This window comes from Streptomyces sp. NPDC014894 (genome assembly GCF_043080985.1).
GTDB lineage: Bacteria > Actinomycetota > Actinomycetes > Streptomycetales > Streptomycetaceae > Streptomyces.
The window spans coordinates 12704-34686 of record NZ_JBIBWD010000026.1 but is presented as its reverse complement, the minus strand read 5'-3'; the positions used below and the strand labels follow the sequence as shown (position 1 = coordinate 34686).

Here is a 21983-nt window from a genome sequence, read left to right as displayed (position 1 = left end):
TGACCTCGATGCTCGACGCCGTTGTCGTGGGGGCGGGCCCCAATGGACTGACCGCCGCCGTCGAACTGGCGCGCAGAGGCTGTGATGTCGAGGTCTTTGAAGCCAAGGAGACCGTCGGCGGCGGCGCGCGCACCGAGGAGCTGACCCTCCCCGGCTTCCGCCACGACCCGTGCTCGGCCGTGCACCCGCTCGGCATCGGCTCCCCGGCCTTCAGCCGGATGCCGCTGGACCGGTACGGCCTCGAATGGCTCCACCCCGAGCTGCCGATGGCGCACCCCTTCGACGACGGCACGGCCGCCGTGCTCTCCCGCTCGGTCGCCGAGACCGCCGCCTCTCTCGGCCCGCGCGACGCGGGCGTCTACCGGCGGCTGATCGCCCCCCATCTGAACTCCTGGGACGTCCTGGTCCGGGACTTCATGTCGCTGCCGCTGACCGCGCTGCCGCGCGATCCGGTGGGGCTCGCCCGGTTCGCCCTCGCCGGCCTGCCCCCGTACAGCTGGCTGATGCGCCGCTTCCACGACGACCGGGCCCGGGCGCTGATGGCGGGGCTCGTCGCCCATGTGATCGCCCCGCTCAGCGGCGTCGCGACCAGCGGCATCGGCCTGCTCTTCGCGCTCGCGGCGCACGAGAAGGGCTGGCCGGTGGCGCGCGGCGGCTCCCAGTCGATCTCGGACGCCCTCGCCGGCTATCTCGGCGACCTCGGCGGCACCGTCCACACCGGATTCGAGGTCAAGCGACTGGACGATCTGCCCCCGGCGCGCGCCTATCTCTTCGACACCTCGCCCACCGCGCTCGCCCGGATCGCGGGCCTGGGCCGCAGCTTCGAGCACTTCCGGTACGGAGCGGCCGCGTTCAAGATCGATTACGCGCTGGACGGGCCGGTCCCGTGGACGGCGGAGGAGCCCCGCCGGGCCGGCACCGTCCAGATCGGCCCCTCCAGCGGGGAGATCGCGGCCGCGCTCGCCGCCGCGGCCGGCGGTTCCGCCCCCCGCACCCCCTTCCTGATCACCTCCCAGCCGAGCCTGGTCGATCCCTCCCGCGCACCCGAGGGCAAGCACGTCTTCTGGGCGTACGGCCATGTCCCGAACGGGTGGGACGGCGATCTCACCGACGCGATCGAGCGGCAGATCGAGCGCTTCGCGCCCGGCTTCCGCGACCGTGTCCTCGCCCGCGCGGTCGCCGGCCCCGCGCGGCTGGAGGCCCGCAACGCCAACTATGTCGGCGGCGACATCGCCTGCGGAGCGGCGAGCGGGCTGCAGCTGCTGCTCCGCCCCACGCTCTCGCTCTTCCCGCACCGGACCCGGCACCCCTCGGTCTTCCTCTGCTCCTCCGCCGCCTGGCCCGGCCCCGGAGTGCACGGCATGTCCGGGCACAACGCGGCCAAGGCCGTCTGGCGGACACTCCGCGAGGCCGACGCGCGCTGAGCGCGCCGACCCGCACGGCGGATCCCGGGCGTACCGGGCGTACGAGGTGTACGAGGTGTCAGGACCAGGCCCCGGCCGCCGCCGCCCGGGCCGCGTACTCCTCGAACGGCCGGGGCTCACGGCCGAGCAGCCTGCGCACCCCGTCCACGGGCGTGCTGGTGTGCCCCGCCCGGAACAGGGTGAACATCGCGTTCAGCGCCACCGCGACCGGCTTCGGCTCCCCCGCGGCCAGCAGTTCGGCGACGTAGGCGTCCGGGGTCAGCTCCTCGAAGGCGATGGGCCGCCCGGCCGCCCGCGCCATGATCCCGACCGCCTCGCCGAAGGGGAGCGCGCGCGGGCCCGACAGCTCGTACACCTGGCCGTGGTGCTCGTCGCCCGCCGAGACGAGAAGCGCCGCCGCCGCCTCGGCGACATCGTCCACATCCACGAAAGCCTCCGGCACCGACCCGGTGGGCAGCGCCAGCCGGCCGGAGCGCAGCGGCCGCCGCCACAGGTCCTCGTCGAAGTTCTGGTTGAAGTTGTTGGGGCGGAGCACCGTCCACGCGGCCCCCGAATCGCGGACCGCCAGCTCCGCCTCGGCCATGCCCGCGCCGAAGCCGTCCGCGTACTGGACGCCCCGGCCGGACAGCACCACGAAACGGGCGACGCCCCCGGCGACGGCCTGCCGCACCAGCGCGCCGATGGGGCCCGGATCGTCCGGGGGCACCAGATAGACGGTCTTCGCGCCGCCGAGCGCCGGGGCCCAGGTCGCCGGGAGCCCCCAGTCGAAGGTCACCTCGCCGGAGCGGGAGGCGGCGCGCACCTCGCGGCCCGCGGCGCGCAGCAGCGGCACCAGCCGCCGTCCGGTCTTGCCCGTCGCTCCGAGCACCAGGATCTGGTCCGTCTTGTGATCAGTCATACGGTCAGTCTGGTCCCGGCGGCCGCCGACGGCCATGGCCGTCGGTCCGCCGCCCATGTGTGAACGTACGGTGGTCGGATGGATCCCTTGGACGACCTGTTACGGGGGGTGCGGGCGGACGGCGCGCTGCTCGGCCACTCCGTGCTCACCTCGCACCGGCCCCTCCGGCTGGGCGAGGGGGCGTCGCTGACGCTCTGTCTGCCGCTGCGCGGAGAGGTGCTCGTCGAGCACGGCGGGGACCGGCGGCGACTGCGGACGGGCGATGTGGCGATGGTGCGCGGACCCGAGCCGTTCACCGCGTCCGCCGCGGCGGAGCCCGGCGCGGACACCGCGCTGATGACCGGTGTGTACCGGACGCGCTCCGAGGTGCCGCGCCGGCTGCTGCGGATGCTGCCGGACTTCCTGTTGCTGCGCGAGGAGTACGACTGGACCGTCACCCGGGACCATCTGGAGGCCGAGCTGGCCGCCACCGGGCCCCTGGGCCGGGTCGTGCTGGACCGGCTGCTCGACTGGCTGCTCGTCTGCACGCTGCGGCAGTGGTTCGACCGGCCGGACGCCCAGCCCCCGGCCTGGTACCGCGCACTGGGCGACGAGGTGGTGGGCCCGGCGCTGCGGGCGATGCACGAACGGCCCGCCGAGAGCTGGACGCTGGCCGCCCTCGCGGCCGAGTCCGGGGTCTCGCGCACCACGCTGGCCAAGCGCTTCCCCGAGCTGCTGGGGGAGTCGCCGATGAGCTATCTGACGGGGTGGCGGATGGCGCTCGCCGCCGATCTGCTGACGCGGTCGTCGGCGACGGTCGGCTCCGTCGCGCGCCGGGTCGGCTACGCGGACGCCTTCGGCTTCAGCGCCGCCTTCAAACGGACCAGGGGCGTCAGCCCCACCGCCTTCCGGGCCGCCTCGGCCCGGCCGCCGGGGGCCCCGGTCACGGCGGGCGGCCATGACCGGGACCCGGGCGCGCTCAGCTCCAGGGGTTCGACGGCTGGTCGTTGATCGCCGTCCAGAAGCGGGTCCCCAGCGGCACATCGCCGTGGGCGTAGAAGCTCCAGCCGCCCGCGCTCGCCAGATTCGGCCCGTACCGGCCGTCGTGGAACTCGGCCATCCGCCAGCCCGCGCCCAGGCTGTTCGCGCACACCTGGTCGGCGAGGGCGCGGCTGGTCAGCCGGTTCCCCCGGACGGGGCTGGTCGCGGCGACCGCGCCCCGCGCCCAGCCCGCGTAGAAGCCGGGGGTGATGCCCGCCGGGACCGGGCTGTTGTCGATCTTCAGACAGAGCAGGGGGAGCGAGGCGGTCGTCGAGGTGTCACCGGTGTACGGATTGCTCAGGGGCCCGCCGCCGACATGGACCGTGCCGCTCGGACCGTCTCCGAGCAGCGTCCAGGTCATCGCCGAAGCGGCGGCGGGGGCGGGCGGTGCGGCGGACACGGGGGACACGGCCGTCGCCAGCGCGGCCATGGCCGCGGCGACGACGGCGATGCCGGATGTGATCCTGCGCAAGGGGTCTCCTCACTCGCGTGACACACAGAATGTGCTTCACCGCTGCGGATTCTTCACGTTCTCCACGACTCCTCCCTAGACGAGAACCGGTCAGCCTCCCCACCTCCGCGCGAACCGCCCCCGCCCCGCCCCGCGGCCTCCAGCACCCTGGCGGCCGCCGCCTCACCCCTCTCCGAGCACCCGCCACGACCCGCGCCGCTCACGGCCCCGACGGACCGCCGCCGAGCGCGCCCCCGCCGCCCCCGGGAGACTGCCGGCCGCCGGAGGGCCGGGGCGCGGGCGTCGCCGGGGCGGAGACGGGCCTTCGCGGCCCGGCGGACCCTCGGCCGCTGTCACCCGCTGGGCCGGGAGCCCCCGCGGCTCCCCGGAGGCCGTGGCGCGCCGCTCCGGGCGGCCCCGCTCCCCGTGGTCGTCGGGACACGGAGCGGGACCGGACCGTCGGCCGGGAGCCGGGGCGGGGCTGGCCGGGGGAGGGCGATGTCGTTTTTTCGCCAGCATCGCGGGTCGGGATGCTCGATGCTTGAGCCATGCACGCCGACACCGAGCGCTGTGTACGCGCCGTCCAGTCCAAGGACGCCCGGTTCGACGGATGGTTCTTCACCGCTGTCCTGACGACGGGCATCTACTGCCGCCCGAGCTGCCCGGTGGTCCCCCCGAAGCCCCAGAACATGACCTTCTACCCGAGCGCCGCCGCCTGCCAGCAGGCCGGATTCCGGGCGTGCAAGCGCTGCCGGCCCGACACCAGCCCCGGATCGCCGGAGTGGAACGCCCGCGCGGACACCGTCGCCCGCGCCATGCGGCTGATCGGCGACGGAGTCGTGGACCGCGAGGGCGTCCCCGGGCTGGCGGCCCGGCTGGGCTACTCCACGCGGCAGATCGAACGCCAGCTCCGCGCCGAGCTGGGCGCCGGCCCGCTCGCGCTGGCCCGCGCCCAGCGCGCCCAGACCGCCCGTCTGCTCGTGGAGACCACCGGCCTGCCCATGGCGGAGATCGCCTTCGCCGCCGGATTCTCCTCCGTGCGCACCTTCAACGACACGGTCCGCGAGGTCTTCGCGCTCTCCCCGGGCGAACTGCGCGTGCGCGCCGCCCGGGGCCCCGCCGGACCCTCCCCGGCCCCCGGGGCGATCGCCCTGAGGCTCCCGTACCGCGAACCGCTCGACCCGAGCAATCTCTTCGGCCATCTCGCCGCCACCGGCGTGCCCGGAGTCGAGGAGTGGCGCGACGGCTCCTACCGGCGCACGCTGCGGCTGCCGTACGGACACGGCGTCGTCGCCCTCGCCCCGGCCGACGGGCACATCGCCTGCCGGCTCTCCCTCACCGATCCGCGCGATCTGACCATCGCGATCAGCCGGTGCCGCCGGCTGCTGGACCTGGACGCCGACCCGGTCGCCATCGACGACCGGCTGCGCGACGACCCGCGGCTGCGCCCGCTGGTGGACGGCGCGCCGGGCCGCAGGGTGCCGCGCACGGTGGACGCGGCCGAGTTCGCCGTGCGGGCCGTCCTCGGCCAGCAGGTCTCGACCGCCGCCGCCCGCACCCACGCGGCCCGGCTGGTCCTGGCCCACGGCGAGCCCGTCGAGGACCCCGGGGGAGGACTCACCCACCTCTTCCCGTCGCCCGCCGCGCTGGCCGCGCTGGCCGCGCTGGACCCCGGCTCGCTCGCCCTGCCGCGCAGCCGCCGCACCACCCTCACCACCCTGGTCACGGCGCTCGCCGACGGCTCCCTGCGGATCGGCGACGACAGCGACTGGGACGAGTCCCGCGCCGCGCTCGCCGCCCTGCCCGGCTTCGGGCCCTGGACCGTCGAGGTGATCGCGATGCGCGCCCTGGGCGACCCCGACGCCTTTCTCCCCACCGACCTCGGCGTCCGCCGCGCGGCGGCCGGACTCGGACTGCCCGCGACCCCGGCCGCCCTCACCGAGCGGGCGGCGGCCTGGCGGCCCTGGCGCGCGTACGCGGTCCAGTACCTCTGGGCCACCGACACCCACCCGATCAACCACCTCCCGGAATGAGGAAGTCCAGCCATGACCAGGCAGCACACGGTCGTCGACAGCCCCTACGGCGCGCTCACCCTCGTCGCCGACGACGGGGTCCTCAGCGGCCTGTACATGACCGACCAGCGCCACCGCCCCGACGAGGAGACCTTCGGTGAGCCGGACGCCGCGCCGTTCGGCGAGACGATCCGTCAGCTCGACGCCTACTTCGCCCGCGAACTCACCGACTTCGATGTGCCGATGCGGCTGACGGGCACCCCCTTCCAGCGCCGTGTCTGGGAGCGGCTGCTCGCCATCCCGTACGGCGAGACCCGCACGTACGGCGAACTCGCCCACGAGCTGGGCAGTCCGAACGCTTCCCGGGCGGTGGGCCTGGCGAACGGCAAGAACCCGGTGTCGATCATCGTCCCCTGCCACCGGGTGATCGGCTCCACGGGAAGTCTGGTGGGGTACGGGGGAGGGCTCACCCGCAAACAGCGGCTGCTCGCCTTCGAGTCCGGCGCGTCCGGCGAACCCGAGGCCGCGCTCTTCTAGACCCTGCCCGGCTCCCCGGCCGTGCCCGGCTCCCCGGACCGCCCCGCGACCGCGCCCCGGGCGCGGCGGCGACCGCCCCCGCGGCCCCCGCGTCCCTCAGCCCAGGGCCGCCAGCAGCGCCGGCAGCGCCGTCCCGATCGGCTCCCGGACGATCTCCGAGGCCAGTCCGTCGTACGGCGTCGGCTCGGCGTTCACGATCGACAGCCGGGCGCCGTGCTCGGCCGCGATCCCCGCCAGCGAGGCCGCGGGCTGCACCAGCAGACTGGTGCCCACCGCGATGAACACCTCGCTCGCCCGCGCGATCGCCGTCGCCTCCGCCAGCACCGCCGGGTCCAGCGGCTGCCCGAACATGACCGTCGCCGACTTCAGAATCCCCCCGCACACCCGGCACGGCGGATCCTCCTCGCCCGCCTCCACCCGCGCGACCGCCTCCGCCATCGACGAGCGCGCCCCGCAGGAGACGCAGACGACCGACCGGGCCGTGCCGTGGAGTTCGAGCACCTTGCGCGGCGGCGTCCCCGCGAGCTGGTGCAGACCGTCCACATTCTGGGTGATCACCCGCACCGACACCCCCGGCCGGCGCTCCAGCTCCGCGATCGCGCGGTGCGCCGCGTTCGGCTCGGCCCGCCAGGTCACGGCGGTGCGGCGCACCTGCCAGGCGCGCCGCCGGATCTCCGGGTCCGCCATGTAGAAGTCGTACGTGGCGAGCTTCTCGGCCTCCGGATCGCGCCGCCACACACCGTTCGGCCCGCGGTAGTCGGGGATGCCGGAGTCCGTCGAGACGCCGGCGCCGCTGAGGATCGCGACGAGAGTCATACGGCGAGCCTAGGCACGGCCGCCCCGTCCCCGCGAACGCTTTCGGACCCGCCGGCCGGAGCGCGCCGGCCTCACCCGCCCGGCGGGACCGCCCGCCGGCTCACCCGACCGCCCGGCTCACCCGACCGGCCGGCCGTCCACCAGCTCGGCCGGACCCGTCCCGGCCGCCAGCGCGTCCAGCGCCGCGACGATCCGGGTCCCGAACCCCTCGGGCGCCAGCCCCGGCAGCTCCTCCCGGGAGACCAGCCGCCAGGACAGCAGCTCCTCCTCCTGGAGCCGGATCGACTCCAGCTCGCTCCCGGTCAGCACCCCGCCGTCGTACAGGAACAGGGAGATCGGGGGCCGCTGGTCGCCGCGCTTCCACTCCAGCGCCAGCAGCGCGCCGGGCTCCACATCCAGTCCGATCTCCTCCAGGGTCTCCCGCCGGGCCGCCTCCCGGGGCGTCTCCCCGGCGTCCGACTCCACCGTCCCGCCGGGCAGCGTCCAGCCCTCGCGGTAGTTGGGCTCCACCACCAGGACCCGTCCCTCACGGTCGCGGAAGAGCATGGCGGCGCCCGCGAGGATTCTGGGCAGGGAGGCGATGTACGCGGTGTATTCCATGGTCACACCGGCAGCCTACCGAGCGCCGGAAGGCTCAGGAGGTGGCCGCCAGACGCACCGTGCGCTCGGCCAGTTCGCTGATGCGCGCCCCGTCGAAGCCGAACACCGCGCTGCGCACCCGGTCGTGCAGCGGATCCGTCCACACGGCCGGGATGGCGCGCGCCCCGTACAGCACGCCCGCGACCGAGCCCGCGGTCGCGCCGTTGGAGTCGGTGTCCAGACCGCCCCGGACGGTCAGGGTGATGGTGCGGGTGAAGTCGCCCGCGCCGTACAGCAGCCCGGCGGTGATCACGGCGGCGTTGGGCACGGTGTGGATCCAGTGCAGCGACGCGGTGCGGGACTCCAGCTCGGTCAGCGTGCCGGACCAGTCCGTGCCCGCCTCGTGCAGCGCCGTGGTGTGCCGTACGGTCCTGGCCAGCCGACTGTTGGCCGGGATGTGCTCCAGGGCCGTGTCGACGGCCTCGCGCGGGCCCCGCGCGGTGAACGCGGCGGCGATCAGGGCGGCGGCCCACATCGCCCCGTAGACGCCGTTGCCCTGGTGGGAGAGGACCGCGTCACGGCGGGCGAGCGCGGCGGCGCGGTGCGGATCGCCGGGGGAGGTCCAGCCGAAGACGTCCGCGCGGATCAGCGCGCCGATCCACTCCTGGTACGGATTGTCGTACAGCGCGGTGCGCGGCGGCTTCAGACCGTTGGCCAGATTGCGGTACGCGGCCCGCTCGGCGGTGAAGGTCTGGAGATAGGGCAGCCGACGCAGCCACATCTCGCCCACCTGCTCGGTGGTGAACGCGAAGCCGTGCGCCTCCAGCAGATGCAGCCCCAGGATCGCGTAGTCGACATCGTCGTCGCGGCAGCTGCCGTGGATCCGGCCGCGTACGCACTGGGGCCACTCCGGCCGCAGTTCGAATTCGCCGGGCTGGGCGTCGGGCGGGGGAGCGGGCAGATAGTCGGTGAGCGGGAGCGCTCCCGTACGGCGCAGATAGCGGTCGATGCGCTCACGCGTCCAGTACCCGCCGCGCTCCACGGGTTTGCCGAGCATGTTGCCCGCGACCCTGCCCAGCCAGCCGCCGAGGATCCGGTCGGTCAGCTCCGAGTGATGTAGACCCATACGTTCTGGTTTACCCCGGCGAGGGGTGGTCCGTCCGCCAACTCGACGGAGAGGGCCCTGACGGGGCGGCGGTCTGTTCGACCGGGGGACGCGCCGTGTGCGCCGGGCGCGGAGCGGCGCTCTGCCCCGCACGGACCCGGGACGGGCCGCGCGGGCGCCGAGGGGCGGGCCGCGTGGAAGCCGGGACGGGCCGGGCAGGACCGGGCGGGACCGGCCCGCACACGGCCGGGAACGCGCGAGGGCCCGGACGCCATGCGCGTCCGGGCCCTCGTACGAAAAGATCCTCAGGGAAGCTGTGCCGCCCGCGCCTCTCGGCGATTGTCACGGAACGTGTTCACGCGCCGCGCTGTGGCGAAGAGCGGGATCACCGCGCCCAGCACCACCTGGAGCGCACAGCCGGTCTGCAGCAGCAGATGCCCGCCGGGCGCGTCGAAGGCCCAGGCCGCCAGCAGCCCCATCGCCGAGACGATCCAGCCCAGCATCGCCACCGCGAGGATGCCGCGCGGCTTCGGGTACTCGACCCGGCTCACCATCAGCCACGCCGTGCCGATGATCGCCAGCAGGGTCGGGACGAAGGGAAGCTCCAGCAGCACGATCGAGACGACCGTGAGCGCGCCGAAGGGGCTCGGCATGCCCTGGAACATGCCGTCCTTCATCGTCACGCACGAGAACCGCGCGAGCCGCAGCACCACCGCCAGCAGCACCACGATGGCGGCGAGTGCCGACACCTGTTCCACCGCGTCGGCCGCGACCATGCCGTACACCAGCACGAAGTACGCCGGAGCCAGCCCGAAGCTGATCAGATCGGAGAGATTGTCCAGCTCCGCGCCCATCGGCGAGCTGCGCAGCTTCCGCGCCACCAGTCCGTCGAAGAGGTCGAAGATCGCCGCGAGAAGCATCAGGATCACGGCGGTCGCGGCGCTCTGCCGCGCCATGCCGGACTCCTGGGTGCTCTCCAGGTGCGGGATGAGGATTCCGGTGGTGGTGAAGTACACCGCCATGAATCCGCAGGTCGCGTTACCCAGCGTGAGCGTGTCCGCTATCGACAGCCGCAGGGAGAGGGGCATCTCCTCGGCTTCGTCCTCGGTCTCCGCCACCGCCTCGGCTGCCCAGCCGGCCTGTGTTTCAGGATCAATCACGGTCAATGCGAGTCACCCCCGCGGTCGTGGTCTGACCGACCTCGACCGCGACCTCGACACCCTCCGGCAGGTAGATGTCGACGCGCGAGCCGAAGCGGATCAGACCGATGCGATCTCCCTGCTCGACCTTGGTGCCCTGGGGCAGGTACGGGACGATGCGCCGGGCGACGGCACCCGCGATCTGCACCATCTCGATGTCACCGAGCTCGGTGTCGAAGTGCCAGACAACGCGCTCGTTGTTCTCGCTCTCCTTGTTGAACGCCGGCACGAAGCCGCCGGGGACGTGCTCGACCGATGTCACGGTGCCCGCCAGGGGGGCGCGGTTGACATGGACGTTCAGCGGGCTCATGAAGATCGCGACGCGAGTGCGCCCGTCCTTCCACGGCATGATGCTCTGCACCACTCCGTCGGCGGGCGAGATGACCCTTCCCTGGGTGATCTCGCGCTCGGGGTCGCGGAAGAACCACAGCATGCCCGCCGCGAGCGCGGTGGCGGGTACGGCGATGACCGCAGCCCGGCGGGAACGGCGCGCCCCGGCCAGGCTGAGTGCGGCGGTGGCGACGGTCGGCAGGAGCCACGGCGATGCTCCGCGCGCGAGGCGGACACGGCCGCGAGGTGCAGAGGTTTGGCTGTGGGGCATGGATGACCTTCGTAGCGGACGATGCCGCGCTGGTTGACGGGGACTGGCGGCTTTCCGTCGATGCTATCGGGTGCGGGCCGCAACTGGGAAAGCCAGGAACCGAGTCGGCGGCCGGAAGCGGATGACAGGGTGTGATCTTCTTCGCGATGAAAACACCTTAAATACGACAATCAGCCCTGGATCCGGTACTCCTCCAACAGTCGCCGGCCGATGATCATTTTCTGGATCTCGGCGGTACCTTCACCGATCAGCAGCATCGGGGCCTCCCGGTAGAGGCGCTCGATCTCGTACTCCTTGGAGAAGCCGTAGCCGCCGTGGATCCGGAAGGCGTCCTCGACGACTTCCTTGCAGTATTCGGAGGCGAGGTACTTCGCCATCCCTGCCTCCAGGTCATTTCGTTCCCCGGAGTCCTTTTTGCGTGCCGCATTCACCATCATCGCATGAGCGGCCTCGACCTTGGTGGCCATTTCCGCCAGCTTGAACTGAATGGCCTGGTGACCGGCTATCGCGCGGCCGAAGGCGTGTCGCTGCTGAGCGTAGGAGACGCCCAGCTCGAAGGCGCGCTGGGCGACCCCGCAGCCCCGTGCGGCCACATTGACCCGGCCGACCTCGACGCCGTCCATCATTTGGTAAAACCCTCGGCCGGTGACCCCGCCGAGCACCCGATTTCCCGGAATGCGCACCCCGTCCATGATCATCTCGGTGGTGTCGACACCCTTGTACCCCATCTTGTCGATCTTCCCCGGGATGGTGAGCCCCGGCCGGACCTCGCCGAACCCGGGCTCCTTCTCGATGAGGAAGGTCGTCATCGAGCGGTGCGGAGCCGTCCCCTCCGGGTGTCCTTCGTCACTGCGCACCAGAACGGCCACCAGATTCGACGTGCCGCCGTTGGTGAGCCACATCTTCTGGCCGTGCAGGAGATGGTCGTCACCGTCGCGCACGGCCTTGGATGTGATCGCCGACACATCCGAGCCGAGCCCCGGCTCCGACATCGAGAACGCGCCCCGCGTCTCGCCCAGCGCCATCCTCGGCAGGAAGGTCTCCCGCTGCTCCCGGGTGCCGTGCTGCTTGAGCATGTACGCGACGATGAAATGCGTGTTGATGATGCCCGACACGGACATCCATCCCCGGGCGATCTCCTCCACGCAGAGCGCGTAGGTCAGCAGCGACTCGCCGAGTCCGCCGTACTCCTCCGGAATCATCAGCCCGAAGACGCCCAGCTCCTTCAGGCCCTCCACGATCCGCGCCGGGTACTCGTCCCGGTGCTCCAGCTCGGTGGCCACCGGGATGATCTCTTTGTCGACGAAATCCCTGACCGTGGCCAGGATCTCCCGCTGAACGTCCGTCAGTCCGTCGGTCTGGGCGAGTCGCGCCATGGCTACTTCTCCGTCTTCCGCGCGGGCGCGCTCGCCGCCGAGCGCTCCGCGACGTCCGGGCGGCCGGGCTGCTCGCCGCCGCGCTCCTCGATGTACACCCGGGTCGGGACCATCACCTTGCGCCGGAAGACGCAGACCAGCGTCCCGTCCTGCTTGTGCCCCCTGGTCTCCACCTCGACGATCCCCCGGTCGGACTTGGACCGGGACGGCGTCTTGCCGAGCACGGTCGTCTCGCCGTAGATCGTGTCCCCGTGGAAGGTCGGCGCGGTGTGCCGCAGCGACGCGATCTCCAGATTGGCGATCGCCTTGCCGGAGACGTCGGGCACCGACATCCCCAGCAGCAGGGAGTACACATAGTTCCCGACCACCACGTTCCGCCCGAAGTCGGTGCCCGACCCGGCGTAGTGGGCGTCCAGGTGCAGCGGGTGGTGGTTCATCGTCAGCAGACAGAAGAGATGGTCGTCGTACTCGGTGACCGTCTTCCCGGGCCAGTGCTTGTAGACGTCCCCGACGGTGAATTCCTCGTAGGTGCGGCCGAACTGCATCTCACGCCTCCGGCGGGGTGAAGGAGGAGGTGCGGCTCAGGCCGGCGGCCCGGCCCTTGCCGGAGACGACCAGCGCCATCTTCCGGCTGGCCTCGTCGATCATCTCGTCCCCGAGCATCGCCGAGCCCTTCCTGCCGCCCGCCTCCGAGGTGCAGTGGTCGTACGCGTCGAGGATCAGCTCGGCGTGGTCGAAGTCCTCCTGGGAGGGCGAGAAGACCTCGTTGGCCGCCTCCACCTGCCCCGGGTGCAGCACCCACTTGCCGTCGTAGCCCAGGGCGGCGGCCCGCCCGGCGACCTCGCGGAAGCCGTCGACGTTCCGGATCTGGAGATAGGGGCCGTCGATGGCCTGGAGGTCGTGCATCCGCGCGGCCATCAGGATCCGCATCAGGATGTAGTGGTAGGCGTCGGCCGGATAGCCGGGCGGCTGCTCGCCCACGACCAGCGACTTCATATTGATGGACGCCATGAAGTCCGCCGGGCCGAAGACGATCGTCTCCAGCCGGGGCGAGGCCCCGGCGATGGCGTCGACGTTCACCAGCCCGCGCGCGTTCTCGATCTGCGCCTCGATGCCGATCCGGCCGACCTCGAAGCCCATCGTCTTCTCGATCTGGGTCAGCAGCAGATCCAGCGCCTGGATCTGCTGCGCGTCCTGGACCTTCGGCAGCATCACACAGTCCAGATTCTGGCCCGCGCCCTCCACGACGGTGACCACGTCGCGATAGGTCCACTCGGTGGTCCAGTCGTTGACCCGCACGACCCGGGTCTTGCCGGTCCAGTCGCCCTCGTTGAGGAACTTCACCACGGTGTGCCGGGCCTCCGGCTTGGCGAGCGGCGCGCAGGCGTCCTCCAGATCGAGGAAGACCTGGTCGGCGGCGAGCCCCTGGGCCTTCTCCAGGAACCGGGGGTTGGAGCCGGGCACCGCCAGGCAGGAGCGGCGGGGACGGCTTGCGGGGCGGGTCATACGGAAACCTCCAGAGGGTCGAGCTTGTTCGCTTTCCGGATCTCGTCGACGATACGGCCGATGATCTCCGTGATGCCGAAGTCCTTCGGGGTGAAGACGGCGGCCACCCCGGCCGCCCGCAGCGCGGCCCCGTCGGCGGGCGGGATGATCCCGCCGACGATCACCGGAATGGGCGGGTCCGCCCGGTCGCCGGGGCCGCCGGAGGCTCCCGCCCCGGCCGCGCGCAGCCGCTCCAGCACCTCGGGCACCAGCTCCGCGTGCGAGCCGGAGAGGATGGAGAGACCCACGCAGTGCACATCCTCCGCGAGGGCGGCGGAGACGATCTGCCGGGGAGTGAGCCGAATGCCCTGGTACACCACCTCGAACCCGGCGTCCCGGGCCCGTACGGCGATCTGCTCCGCGCCGTTGGAGTGCCCGTCGAGCCCCGGCTTGCCGACCAGCAGCCGCAGCCGGCCGCAGCCCAGCTCGCGGGCGGTCCTGGCGGCCTTCTCCCGGACCAGGGCCAGCGGGGTGCCCGGCTCGGCGGCGACCGCGAGCGGCACCCCGGAGACCCCGGTCGGGGCGCGGAACTCGCCGAACACCTCGCGCAGCGCCCACGACCACTCCCCGGTGGTGACGCCCGCCCGCGCGCACTCCACGGTGGCGGCCATCAGATTGCCGTCGCCGGCCGCCGTCCGCTTCAGTTCGAGCAGCGCGGCGGTCGACCGGGCCTCGTCGCGCTCCTCGCGCCAGGCGTGCAGGGCGGCCACCACCCGGGCCTCGTCGGCCGGGTCGACCGTCATGATCGCCGCGTCGAGGTCCGCAGTCAGCGGGCTCTCCTCGGTCGACTCGTGGACATTGACCCCGACGATCTTCTCCTCGCCGCTCTCGATCCTGGCCCGCCGCTCGGCGTGCGAGGAGACCAGCCGCGACTTGAGATAGCCGGACTCCACGGCGGCCATCGCGCCGCCCATCCCCTCGATCCGCTCCATCTCCGTCAGGCACTCGGCGACCAGCGCGTCCACCTTCGCCCCGACGACGTGGGAGCCCGCGAAGATGTCCTCGTACTCCAGCAGATCCGACTCGTGCGCCAGCACCTGCTGGATCCGCAGCGACCACTGCTGGTCCCAGGGGCGGGGCAGCCCCAGCGCCTCGTTCCACGCCGGAAGCTGTACGGCGCGGGCCCGCGCGTCCTTGGAGAGGGTGACGGCCAGCATCTCCAGGACGATCCGCTGGACGTTGTTCTCGGGCTGCGCCTCGGTCAGCCCGAGCGAGTTGACCTGGACCCCGTAGCGGAAGCGCCGCTGCTTGGCGTCGGTCACCCCGTACCGCTCACGGGCGACCTGGTCCCAGATCCGGGAGAACGCCCGCATCTTGCACATCTCCTCGATGAAGCGGACGCCCGCGTTCACGAAGAAGGAGATCCGGCCGACCACCTCGCCCCTGCGCTCCTCGGGGACCTGTCCCGAGGCGAACACCGCGTCGAGCACGGCGATCGCGGTGGACATCGCGTACGCGACCTCCTGGACGGGGGTGGCCCCGGCCTCCTGGAGGTGGTAGCTGCAGATGTTGATCGGGTTCCACCGGGGGATGCGGTTCACCGTGTACGCGATCATGTCGGTGGTCAGCCGCAGCGACGGGCCGGGCGGGAAGACGTGCGTGCCGCGCGACAGGTACTCCTTCACGATGTCGTTCTGCGTGGTGCCCTGGAGCCGGTCGGGGTCCGCGCCCTGTTCCTCGGCGACGACCTGGTAGAGCGCCAGCAGCCACATCGCGGTGGCGTTGATCGTCATCGAGGTGTTCATCCGCTCCAGCGGGATGTCCCGGAAGAGCCGCCGCATGTCGCCGAGATGGGCGACGGGGACGCCGACCCGGCCGACCTCCCCCCGGGCGAGGACGTGGTCGGGGTCGTACCCGGTCTGGGTCGGCAGATCGAAGGCGACCGACAGGCCGGTCTGTCCCTTGTCGAGATTGCGCCGGTAGAGCGCGTTGGAGGCCTCGGCGGTGGAGTGGCCGGCGTAGGTCCTCATGAGCCACGGCCGGTCCTTCTGGCGTTCCGTCATGATCGGCGCGGCTCCTCAGACGTCACGGTCGTCGCGGAACAGATTGATCTTGTCGAGATGCCGGGCGCGCGTCTCCTCGTCGCGCACGCCGAGTCCCTCGCGGGGGGCGAGCGCGAGCACGCCGACCTTGCCCTGGTGGACATTGCGGTGCACGTCGTAGGCGGCCTGGCCGGTCTGCTCCAGCGGGTAGACCCGGGAGAGCGTGGGGTGGATCCTTCCCTTGGCGACCAGCCGGTTGGCCTCCCACGCCTCCCGGTAGTTGGCGAAGTGGGAGCCGATGATCCGCTTCAGCGACATCCAGAGATAGCGGTTGTCGTACTCATGGGTGTAGCCCGAGGTGGACGCGCAGGTGACGACGGTGCCGCCCTTGCGGGTGACATAGACGGACGCGCCGAAGGTCTCCCGGCCCGGGTGCTCGAAGACGATGTCCACGTCCTCCCCGCCGGTCAGCTCGCGGATGTGCTTGCCGAACCGCTTCCACTCGCGCGGGTCCTGGGTGCGCTCGTCCTTCCAGAAGCGGTAGTCCTCGGCCCCCCGGTCGATGACCGCCTCGGCGCCCATGGCCCGGCAGATCGCCGCCTTCCGCTCGCTGGAGACGACGCAGATCGGCTGGGCGCCGCCGGCCAGCGCGAACTGGGTGGCGTACGAGCCGAGCCCGCCGCTCGCCCCCCAGATCAGCACATTGTCGCCCTGCTTCATCCCCGCGCCGTTGCGCGAGACGAGCTGGCGGTAGGCGGTGGAGTTCACCAGCCCCGGCGCGGCCGCCTCCTCCCAGCTCAGATGGTCCGGCTTGGGCATCAGCTGATTGGACTTGACCAGCGCCAGCTCCGCCAGACCGCCGAAGTTCGTCTCGAAGCCCCAGATCCGCTGCTCCGGGTCGAGCATGGTGTCGTTGTGCCCGTCGGACGACTCCAGCTCGACCGACAGACAGTGGGCGACCACCTCGTCCCCGGGCCGCCAGGCGTTGACCCCGGGGCCGGTGCGCAGCACCACGCCCGCCAGGTCGGAGCCGATGACGTGGTACGGGAGGTCATGCCGTCGGGCCAGGTCGGAGAGCCTGCCGTAGCGCTCCAGGAAGCCGAAGGTGGACACCGGCTCGAAGATCGAGGTCCAGACGGAGTTGTAGTTCACGGAGCTGGCCATCACGGCCACCAGCGCCTCGCCGGGGCCGAGTTCGGGCACCGCGACGTCCTCGATGTGCAGGGAGCGGCGGGGGTCCTTCTCCCGGCTCTCCAGGCCGTCGAAGATCGTGGCCTCGTCCTTGTGCACGGTGACGGCGCGGTAGGACTCGGGGACGGGCAGCGCGGCGAAGTCGGCGGACGTGCTGTCCGCCGATTGGATCGCGTCCAGGATTTCCTTCACGGTGTTGCCTCCGGCGAAGCGCGTCGGGGCCCCTGCGGGCGCCCGCGCTGGATGACGGTCGGGCTTGCTGCTGTGGAGGTGTGCCGTCGGTTCGGCGGTGGTGCTCACTGCGGCGCCGGTGGGCGCGGGTGGAGAGCCTGTGACGCAGGCGTCCGGGCGCACGAGCGCGATGGCTTGCGGGGACAGCCGGCGTACGAGAGGTCTCTGCACGCCGGCCGCCCGGACAGCTTCAACGTATGGCACTGCGTGTCAGCTGACAAGACACTGCGTGCCAGAAGTTGTCTCATCCGTCCGGGGCGGGGCACGCATGAGCGCGAAGGGCCGCCCCGTGGCGGGGCGGCCCTTCGCGGCGGATCTCAGCTGGGCGTCAGCCCCGGCGCTCCTTGAGCGCGCGCTCGATGGTGCGCATCACCTCGTCCAGCGGCGCGTCCGTCCGGGCCACGGCCACCAGCACCCCGTCGTCGCCGTCCACCGAGACCGCCGGGGCCCGCACGGCCGCCGGGGCCGGGGCCGCGCTCTCCCGGACCGCCTCGGACGGCTCGCCCGAGGGCCCGGGGCCGCCCATGCCGATGCCGCCGCCGAAGGTGTCCCGGACGATCGCGAAGGCGTGGTCGAGCTGGGCCTCCACATCGCCCTCGCCGCCGGCCCGCAGCCAGCGCCGCAGCACATGATTGTGCGCGGTGACCACGGCGGACGCGGCCACCTCCGCCAGCAGCGGATCGTCATAGCCGTCGTGGTGGTCGCGCTCGTCGAAGTGACCCAGCAGATAGCGGGTGAACAGCCGCTCGTAGCGGGCCACCGAGGCGATCTCCCGCTCCCGCAGCGTCGGCACCTCGCGGGTCAGCCGATAGCGCTCCACCGAGACCGCGGGGGAGGCCGCGTACATCCGCATGACCTCCTTGATGCCCCGGCACACCGTGTCCAGCGGCTGTTCGTGCGCCGGAGCCGCGTTCAGCACCGCCTCGGCGCGCACCAGCGTGTCGTCGTGGTCCGGGAAGATCGCCTCTTCCTTGGACCGGAAGTGGCGGAAGAAGGTGCGCCGCGCGACCCCGGCGGTGGCCGCGATCTCGTCCACGGTCGTCGCCTCGTACCCCTTGGTCGCGAACAGCTCCATGGCCGCCGCCGCGAGTTCCCGGCGCATCTTGAGCCGCTGGGCGGCGGCACGGGTGCCCGCGGCGCTCGCGGGAGCGCCTGCGGTCGTCTTCTGGCGGGGGGCCTTTGCGGGCTGCGGCATGCCCTGAACGTACTGCATTCGCGCAGGAGAGCGCGCCCTTGGGGGCGTCGGCCGCACCCGGGGCGATCATGGAGGGGGCGCGCGTCCGGGCCGTGCGCGCACCCCCTCGGCCGCCCTCAGCGCCGGGTGTGCTCGCGGAATCCGCGCCCGGACTTCCGGCCGAGGCAGCCGGCCGCCACCAGCTGCTCCAGCAGCGGCGCGGGCGCGAGCCCGGGATCGCGGAACTCACGGTGCAGCACTGTCTCGATCGCCAGCGAGACATCCAGCCCGACGGTGTCCAGCAGCTCGAACGGCCCCATCGGATATCCGCCGCCCAGCCGCATCGCCGTGTCGATCTCGTCCAGCGAGGCGTAGTGCTCCCCGACCATCTTGACCGCGTCGTTCAGATACGGGAAGAGCAGCGCGTTCACGATGAATCCGGCCCGGTCCCCGCAGTCCACCGGGTGCTTCTTGATGGTCGCGGTCACCGCCCGGACGGTGGCGTGGACGTCGTCGGCGGTCAGCACCGTACGGACGATCTCCACCAGCCTCATCGCCGGGGCCGGGTTGAAGAAGTGCATCCCGATGACGTCCTGCGGGCGCGAGGTGGCGCGGGCGCACGCCACCACCGGCAGCGAGGAGGTGGTGGTGGCGAGCACCGCCCCCTTCTTGCAGACCGTGTCCAGCGCGGCGAACAGCCGCCGCTTGACGGCCAGGTCCTCGGCGACCGCCTCCAGCGCGAGATCCACGTCGAAGAGGGCGTCGAGCGAGCCGGCCGGGGAGATCCGGTCCAGCGTCCGCCGCCTCGCCTCCGCCGTCATCCGCCCCTTGTCGACCGAGCGCGCCAGCGAGGCGGCGATCCGGTCCCGGGCGGCCTCCGCCTTCGGCTGCGACCGGGCCGCGAGCACCACCTCGTACCCGGCCTTGGCGAAGACCTCGGCGATCCCGCTCGCCATGGTCCCGGAGCCCACCACTCCGACCGAGCGGACCTCCCGGCCGGACGAGGAGCGCCCGGCGGGGAGCGGGGTGAGGGAGTCCGTCACCACGGCCGCCGTCCCCGGCGCCGCGTAGGTGTAGAAACCGCGCCCCGCCTTGCGGCCGGTCAGCCCCGCGTCGCCGAGCTGTCCCAGCACCGGGGCCGGCGCGTGCAGCCGGTTCCCGGACTCGGCGTACATCGCCTCCAGCACGGTCCGCGCGGTGTCGATCCCGATCAGGTCGAGCAGGGCGAGCGGTCCCATCGGCAGCCCGCAGCCCAGCCGCATCGCCGCGTCGATGTCCTCGCGGGACGCGTACTTGGACTCGTACATCGCGGCCGCCCGGTTGAGATAGCCGAACAGCAGACCGTCCGCGACGAACCCCGGCCGGTCGCCCACCGCCACCGGCTCCTTGCCCAGCTCGCGCGCGAGCGCGGTGACCGCCGCCACGGCGGCCGGGTCGGTCAGCACCGAGGAGGCCACCTCGACCAGTCGCATCGCCGGGGCCGGGTTGAAGAAGTGCAGGCCGAGCACCCGCCCGGGATGGGCCGAACCGGCGGCCAGCCGGGTCACCGACAGCGCGTTGGTCCCGGTGGCCAGGATCGCGGTGGGCCGGACGACGCCGTCCAGCGCGGCGATCACCCGCTGCTTGACCTCGTACGACTCGGGGACCAGCTCCACCACGAGATCGGCCTCGGCGGCGGCGCCCGGATCGCCGGAGACCCGGAACCGGGCGAGGGTCTCGCGGCGCTCCTCCCCGGTCATCCGGCCGCGCTCCACGGCGCGGGCGGTGGAGGCTTCCAGCGAGAGGACCGCCCGGCGGGCGGCCGGCTCGCTGATGTCGATGCCGACGACCTCGCGCCCGGCACGGGCGAGGACTTCGGCGACACCGGCGCCCATGGTGCCGAGGCCGACGACGGCGATGGTGTGGAGCGGAGTGTCCATCGGGGACTCCAGGGTGAGTGACGACGGAGGAAGAGGGCCCCTCGGCGGCACGGCCGCGCGAGGCGGACGCGCCTCGGCGCGCGGGGGCGAAGAGGGCACGGGAGTGCAGCGGGAGCATGGGGGGAGTGCTGGCGCGGTACAGGGGGACGCCGAGATACGGAGGCGCCGAGGTGCGTACGGGCCGGGAAGCGCGGAACGCCCGGACGGCGACCGCGCGTCGCGGCGGAAGACGTGGTGCGGGGGCGGCGGACCCTGTCCCGGGGCCGCACCGCGAGCGGTACGCGGTACGCGAGCGATCCGCGCACCGAACTGTTCGCCGAACCGACGGCGCGCCCACGGAGGCTGCGTCACCAGGCCGCCGCGAGCTGTGCGGGGGTAACCCGCTCATGTGAGGTTAACTCGCGAGTAACGAGCGCGCCAGACCCGTGTGAGTGTGATCTGAATCGCCGGGGTTCCAGGGCCCGTCCGCCTCGTTACGCTGATTCACATGGACGAGGAGTTACGGTCACTGGCCCAGCGGCTGCGCGGCGAGTCCGGCGGTTCCCCGGCGTACGAACGACTGCTGGCGACGGCCGACCACGAGGAGCTGGCAGCCGTCCTCACCGCGCCCGAACGCCCCCTCTGGGCCCGGGAGCTGGCCGCCTTCCGGCTCGGCCGCGCCGGGGACTCCCGTGCTTTCGAATCCCTGGTCCTGCTGCTCAACCACCGCGATCCCCAGCGCTGCGTCTCCGCCGCCCACGCCCTCTTCGAGCTGGCCGACCACCGCACCGCGCGCGCCGCCGCCGCCCTCGCCACCAACGAACTCCGCGTCGCCTACGCCCTCGTGCCGGTCCGGCTGCTCATCCGGCTGCGCGCGCCCGAGTCCGTACCGGCGCTGATCACCGTCCTGCGCCGGCGGCTCGCGCCGGGGGACCCGCACGGGCGGGTGGCGCTGGCCTGTGTGGAGGGGCTGGGCGCGCTCGGCGACCGGCGGGCGGAGGAGGTGCTGACGGCGGCCCGGGACCACCCCCGGCTCGCGGCGGCGGCGGAGGCGGCCCGGGCGCGGCTGGGGTGAGCGGGGGCGGCCGGTCCCGGCCGCGCTGCGGGGCTGTGCTGCGGGGACGTGCTGCGAGGTCGCGCTGCGGGGGCGTGCTGCGGGGGTGTGCTTTCGGGCGGGGGCCGCGGCGCGGTTCGGCCCGGGCGGCGGTCACCGCACGGCGGCGGTCACCGCACGGGCGCGCGGGGCGTGAACGGGGGCGGTGGCGTCCGGGGGACCCGCCCCCGGACGCCACCGCCTCTCCCGCCCCGCCCCTCCCCGGCTCAGTACAGCTTCGCCACCGAGGTACGGGCGGTCTTCTGGAAGCCCTTCAGCGGCGCGCCCCCGAGATCGCCCAGCTGCCCCCATCCGACGACGGTGACCGTCCTGCCGTCCCGGCCGACGGAGTGCAGGGAGACATCGCTCGACCCGACCGCCGGATCGGCGGTGTCGACGCTGTAGACGTGCGCGCCCTCCTCCACATCGATCCTTCCGTGGTACCCGGCGGTGCCCTCCAGCGTCGGGTACCGCTCCTTGAGCCGGTCCAGGCAGCTGTCCAGCGCGGCACGGACCTTGGTGACCAGCCGCTTCGCCCCGGCCTCGGACGCGGCGACCGTGACCGTCTGGTGCGCCGAGGTGTCCAGCTCGGTCCGGAAGACCCGGTACGAGCTGGAGGACTTCGGCAGCACCGTGCCGACGCAGTGGTCGTCGGCCCGGCCGGGCCGCACCTTCTGGGCCGTCCACGGAGTGAGGGAGCCGGGCAGCTCCTTCGCCGCGAGGAACGCCGGCTTCGGCGGCGCCGGGGCGGGAGCGGCGCCCGCCGCGGAGAGCGGGGCCAGGGCCATGGCGGCGGCCGCGGCGGTCGCGGCGGCGGCGCGGAGTGTGTTCATGGTGGTGCTTCCCCCTGC

Annotated in this window: 20 protein-coding genes; 5 read left to right on the top strand and 15 right to left on the bottom strand. The window is 72.9% G+C overall.

Going from position 1 to position 21983, the window contains the following annotated elements; all coding sequences use genetic code 11:
• Positions 1–8 precede the first annotated feature (8 nt).
• Positions 9–1424, top strand: a complete 1416-nt coding sequence (locus ACF089_RS35100) for a phytoene desaturase family protein (RefSeq protein WP_392036051.1) — start codon at positions 9–11, stop codon at positions 1422–1424.
• Positions 1425–1482: 58 nt separating this feature from the next.
• On the opposite strand, the gene ACF089_RS35095 is transcribed toward ACF089_RS35100, so the two are convergent.
• On the bottom strand, positions 1483–2322 hold the full coding sequence (locus ACF089_RS35095; protein WP_392036035.1) for an NAD(P)H-binding protein: 840 nt from the start codon (positions 2320–2322) through the stop codon (positions 1483–1485).
• Between the two features lie 78 nt (positions 2323–2400).
• Between ACF089_RS35095 and ACF089_RS35090 the strand changes: the two genes are divergently transcribed.
• The gene (locus tag ACF089_RS35090) at positions 2401–3312 is read left to right on the top strand and encodes an AraC family transcriptional regulator (protein ID WP_392036032.1); all 912 of its coding nucleotides are present in this window, start codon (positions 2401–2403) and stop codon (positions 3310–3312) included.
• Here ACF089_RS35090 and ACF089_RS35085 read toward each other — a convergent pair.
• Positions 3281–3814: a hypothetical protein gene (locus tag ACF089_RS35085; protein WP_392036029.1), complete on the bottom strand. Its 534-nt coding sequence runs from the start codon at positions 3812–3814 to the stop codon at positions 3281–3283. The two genes, ACF089_RS35090 and ACF089_RS35085, sit on opposite strands and share 32 nt — an antisense overlap.
• Positions 3815–4341: 527 nt before the next feature.
• On the opposite strand from ACF089_RS35085, the gene ACF089_RS35080 reads away from it, so the two are divergent.
• Entirely contained in the window at positions 4342–5826 is a 1485-nt protein-coding gene (locus ACF089_RS35080) for a DNA-3-methyladenine glycosylase 2 family protein (RefSeq protein ID WP_392036026.1), read from the top strand.
• Positions 5827–5838: 12 nt separating this feature from the next.
• Positions 5839–6342, top strand: coding sequence for a methylated-DNA--[protein]-cysteine S-methyltransferase (locus tag ACF089_RS35075; RefSeq protein WP_392036023.1), 504 nt, complete (start codon positions 5839–5841; stop codon positions 6340–6342).
• A gap of 96 nt (positions 6343–6438) precedes the next feature.
• On the opposite strand, the gene ACF089_RS35070 is transcribed toward ACF089_RS35075, so the two are convergent.
• The 12 genes from ACF089_RS35070 to ACF089_RS35015 form a co-directional block, all read right to left on the bottom strand.
• The gene (locus ACF089_RS35070; protein WP_392036021.1) at positions 6439–7158 is read right to left on the bottom strand and encodes an NAD-dependent deacetylase; all 720 of its coding nucleotides are present in this window, start codon (positions 7156–7158) and stop codon (positions 6439–6441) included.
• Between the two features lie 117 nt (positions 7159–7275).
• Positions 7276–7758, bottom strand: coding sequence for an NUDIX domain-containing protein (locus ACF089_RS35065; RefSeq protein WP_392036049.1), 483 nt, complete (start codon positions 7756–7758; stop codon positions 7276–7278).
• Positions 7759–7792: 34 nt separating this feature from the next.
• Positions 7793–8863 (bottom strand): ADP-ribosylglycohydrolase family protein, encoded by a 1071-nt coding sequence (locus ACF089_RS35060; RefSeq protein WP_392036018.1) that lies wholly within the window; start codon positions 8861–8863, stop codon positions 7793–7795.
• 284 nt (positions 8864–9147) lie between these two features.
• A complete protein-coding gene (gene pssA, locus ACF089_RS35055; protein ID WP_392036046.1) occupies positions 9148–10002 on the bottom strand; it encodes a CDP-diacylglycerol--serine O-phosphatidyltransferase in 855 nt (284 codons plus the stop codon).
• The gene (locus tag ACF089_RS35050; protein WP_392036015.1) at positions 9995–10642 is read right to left on the bottom strand and encodes a phosphatidylserine decarboxylase; all 648 of its coding nucleotides are present in this window, start codon (positions 10640–10642) and stop codon (positions 9995–9997) included. Before ACF089_RS35050 ends, pssA begins: the two co-directional genes overlap by 8 nt.
• Before the next feature lie 170 nt (positions 10643–10812).
• Positions 10813–12018 carry an acyl-CoA dehydrogenase family protein gene (locus ACF089_RS35045; protein WP_392036012.1) on the bottom strand — a complete coding sequence of 402 codons (1206 nt, stop codon included), beginning with the start codon at positions 12016–12018 and terminating at the stop codon, positions 10813–10815.
• A gap of 2 nt (positions 12019–12020) precedes the next feature.
• A complete protein-coding gene (locus tag ACF089_RS35040) occupies positions 12021–12563 on the bottom strand; it encodes a MaoC family dehydratase (RefSeq protein WP_392036010.1) in 543 nt (180 codons plus the stop codon).
• A gap of 1 nt (position 12564) precedes the next feature.
• Positions 12565–13524 carry an HpcH/HpaI aldolase/citrate lyase family protein gene (locus ACF089_RS35035; RefSeq protein WP_392036007.1) on the bottom strand — a complete coding sequence of 320 codons (960 nt, stop codon included), beginning with the start codon at positions 13522–13524 and terminating at the stop codon, positions 12565–12567.
• Positions 13521–15566: a protein meaA gene (locus tag ACF089_RS35030; RefSeq protein ID WP_392036004.1), complete on the bottom strand. Its 2046-nt coding sequence runs from the start codon at positions 15564–15566 to the stop codon at positions 13521–13523. The genes ACF089_RS35035 and ACF089_RS35030 overlap by 4 nt, the downstream gene beginning before the upstream one ends.
• Before the next feature lie 15 nt (positions 15567–15581).
• Positions 15582–16928 carry a crotonyl-CoA carboxylase/reductase gene (ccrA, locus tag ACF089_RS35025; RefSeq protein ID WP_392036002.1) on the bottom strand — a complete coding sequence of 449 codons (1347 nt, stop codon included), beginning with the start codon at positions 16926–16928 and terminating at the stop codon, positions 15582–15584.
• 367 nt (positions 16929–17295) lie between these two features.
• Entirely contained in the window at positions 17296–18162 is an 867-nt protein-coding gene (locus ACF089_RS35020; protein WP_392035999.1) for a TetR family transcriptional regulator, read from the bottom strand.
• A 116-nt stretch (positions 18163–18278) separates the two neighbouring features.
• A complete protein-coding gene (locus ACF089_RS35015) occupies positions 18279–20060 on the bottom strand; it encodes a 3-hydroxyacyl-CoA dehydrogenase family protein (protein WP_392035997.1) in 1782 nt (593 codons plus the stop codon).
• Positions 20061–20547: 487 nt separating this feature from the next.
• Here ACF089_RS35015 and ACF089_RS35010 point away from each other — a divergent pair, with 487 nt between their 5' ends.
• A complete protein-coding gene (locus ACF089_RS35010) occupies positions 20548–21114 on the top strand; it encodes a HEAT repeat domain-containing protein (protein WP_392035994.1) in 567 nt (188 codons plus the stop codon).
• 245 nt (positions 21115–21359) lie between these two features.
• Here ACF089_RS35010 and ACF089_RS35005 read toward each other — a convergent pair whose 3' ends face one another.
• A complete protein-coding gene (locus ACF089_RS35005; protein ID WP_392035991.1) occupies positions 21360–21965 on the bottom strand; it encodes a hypothetical protein in 606 nt (201 codons plus the stop codon).
• Positions 21966–21983: the final 18 nt, after the last annotated feature.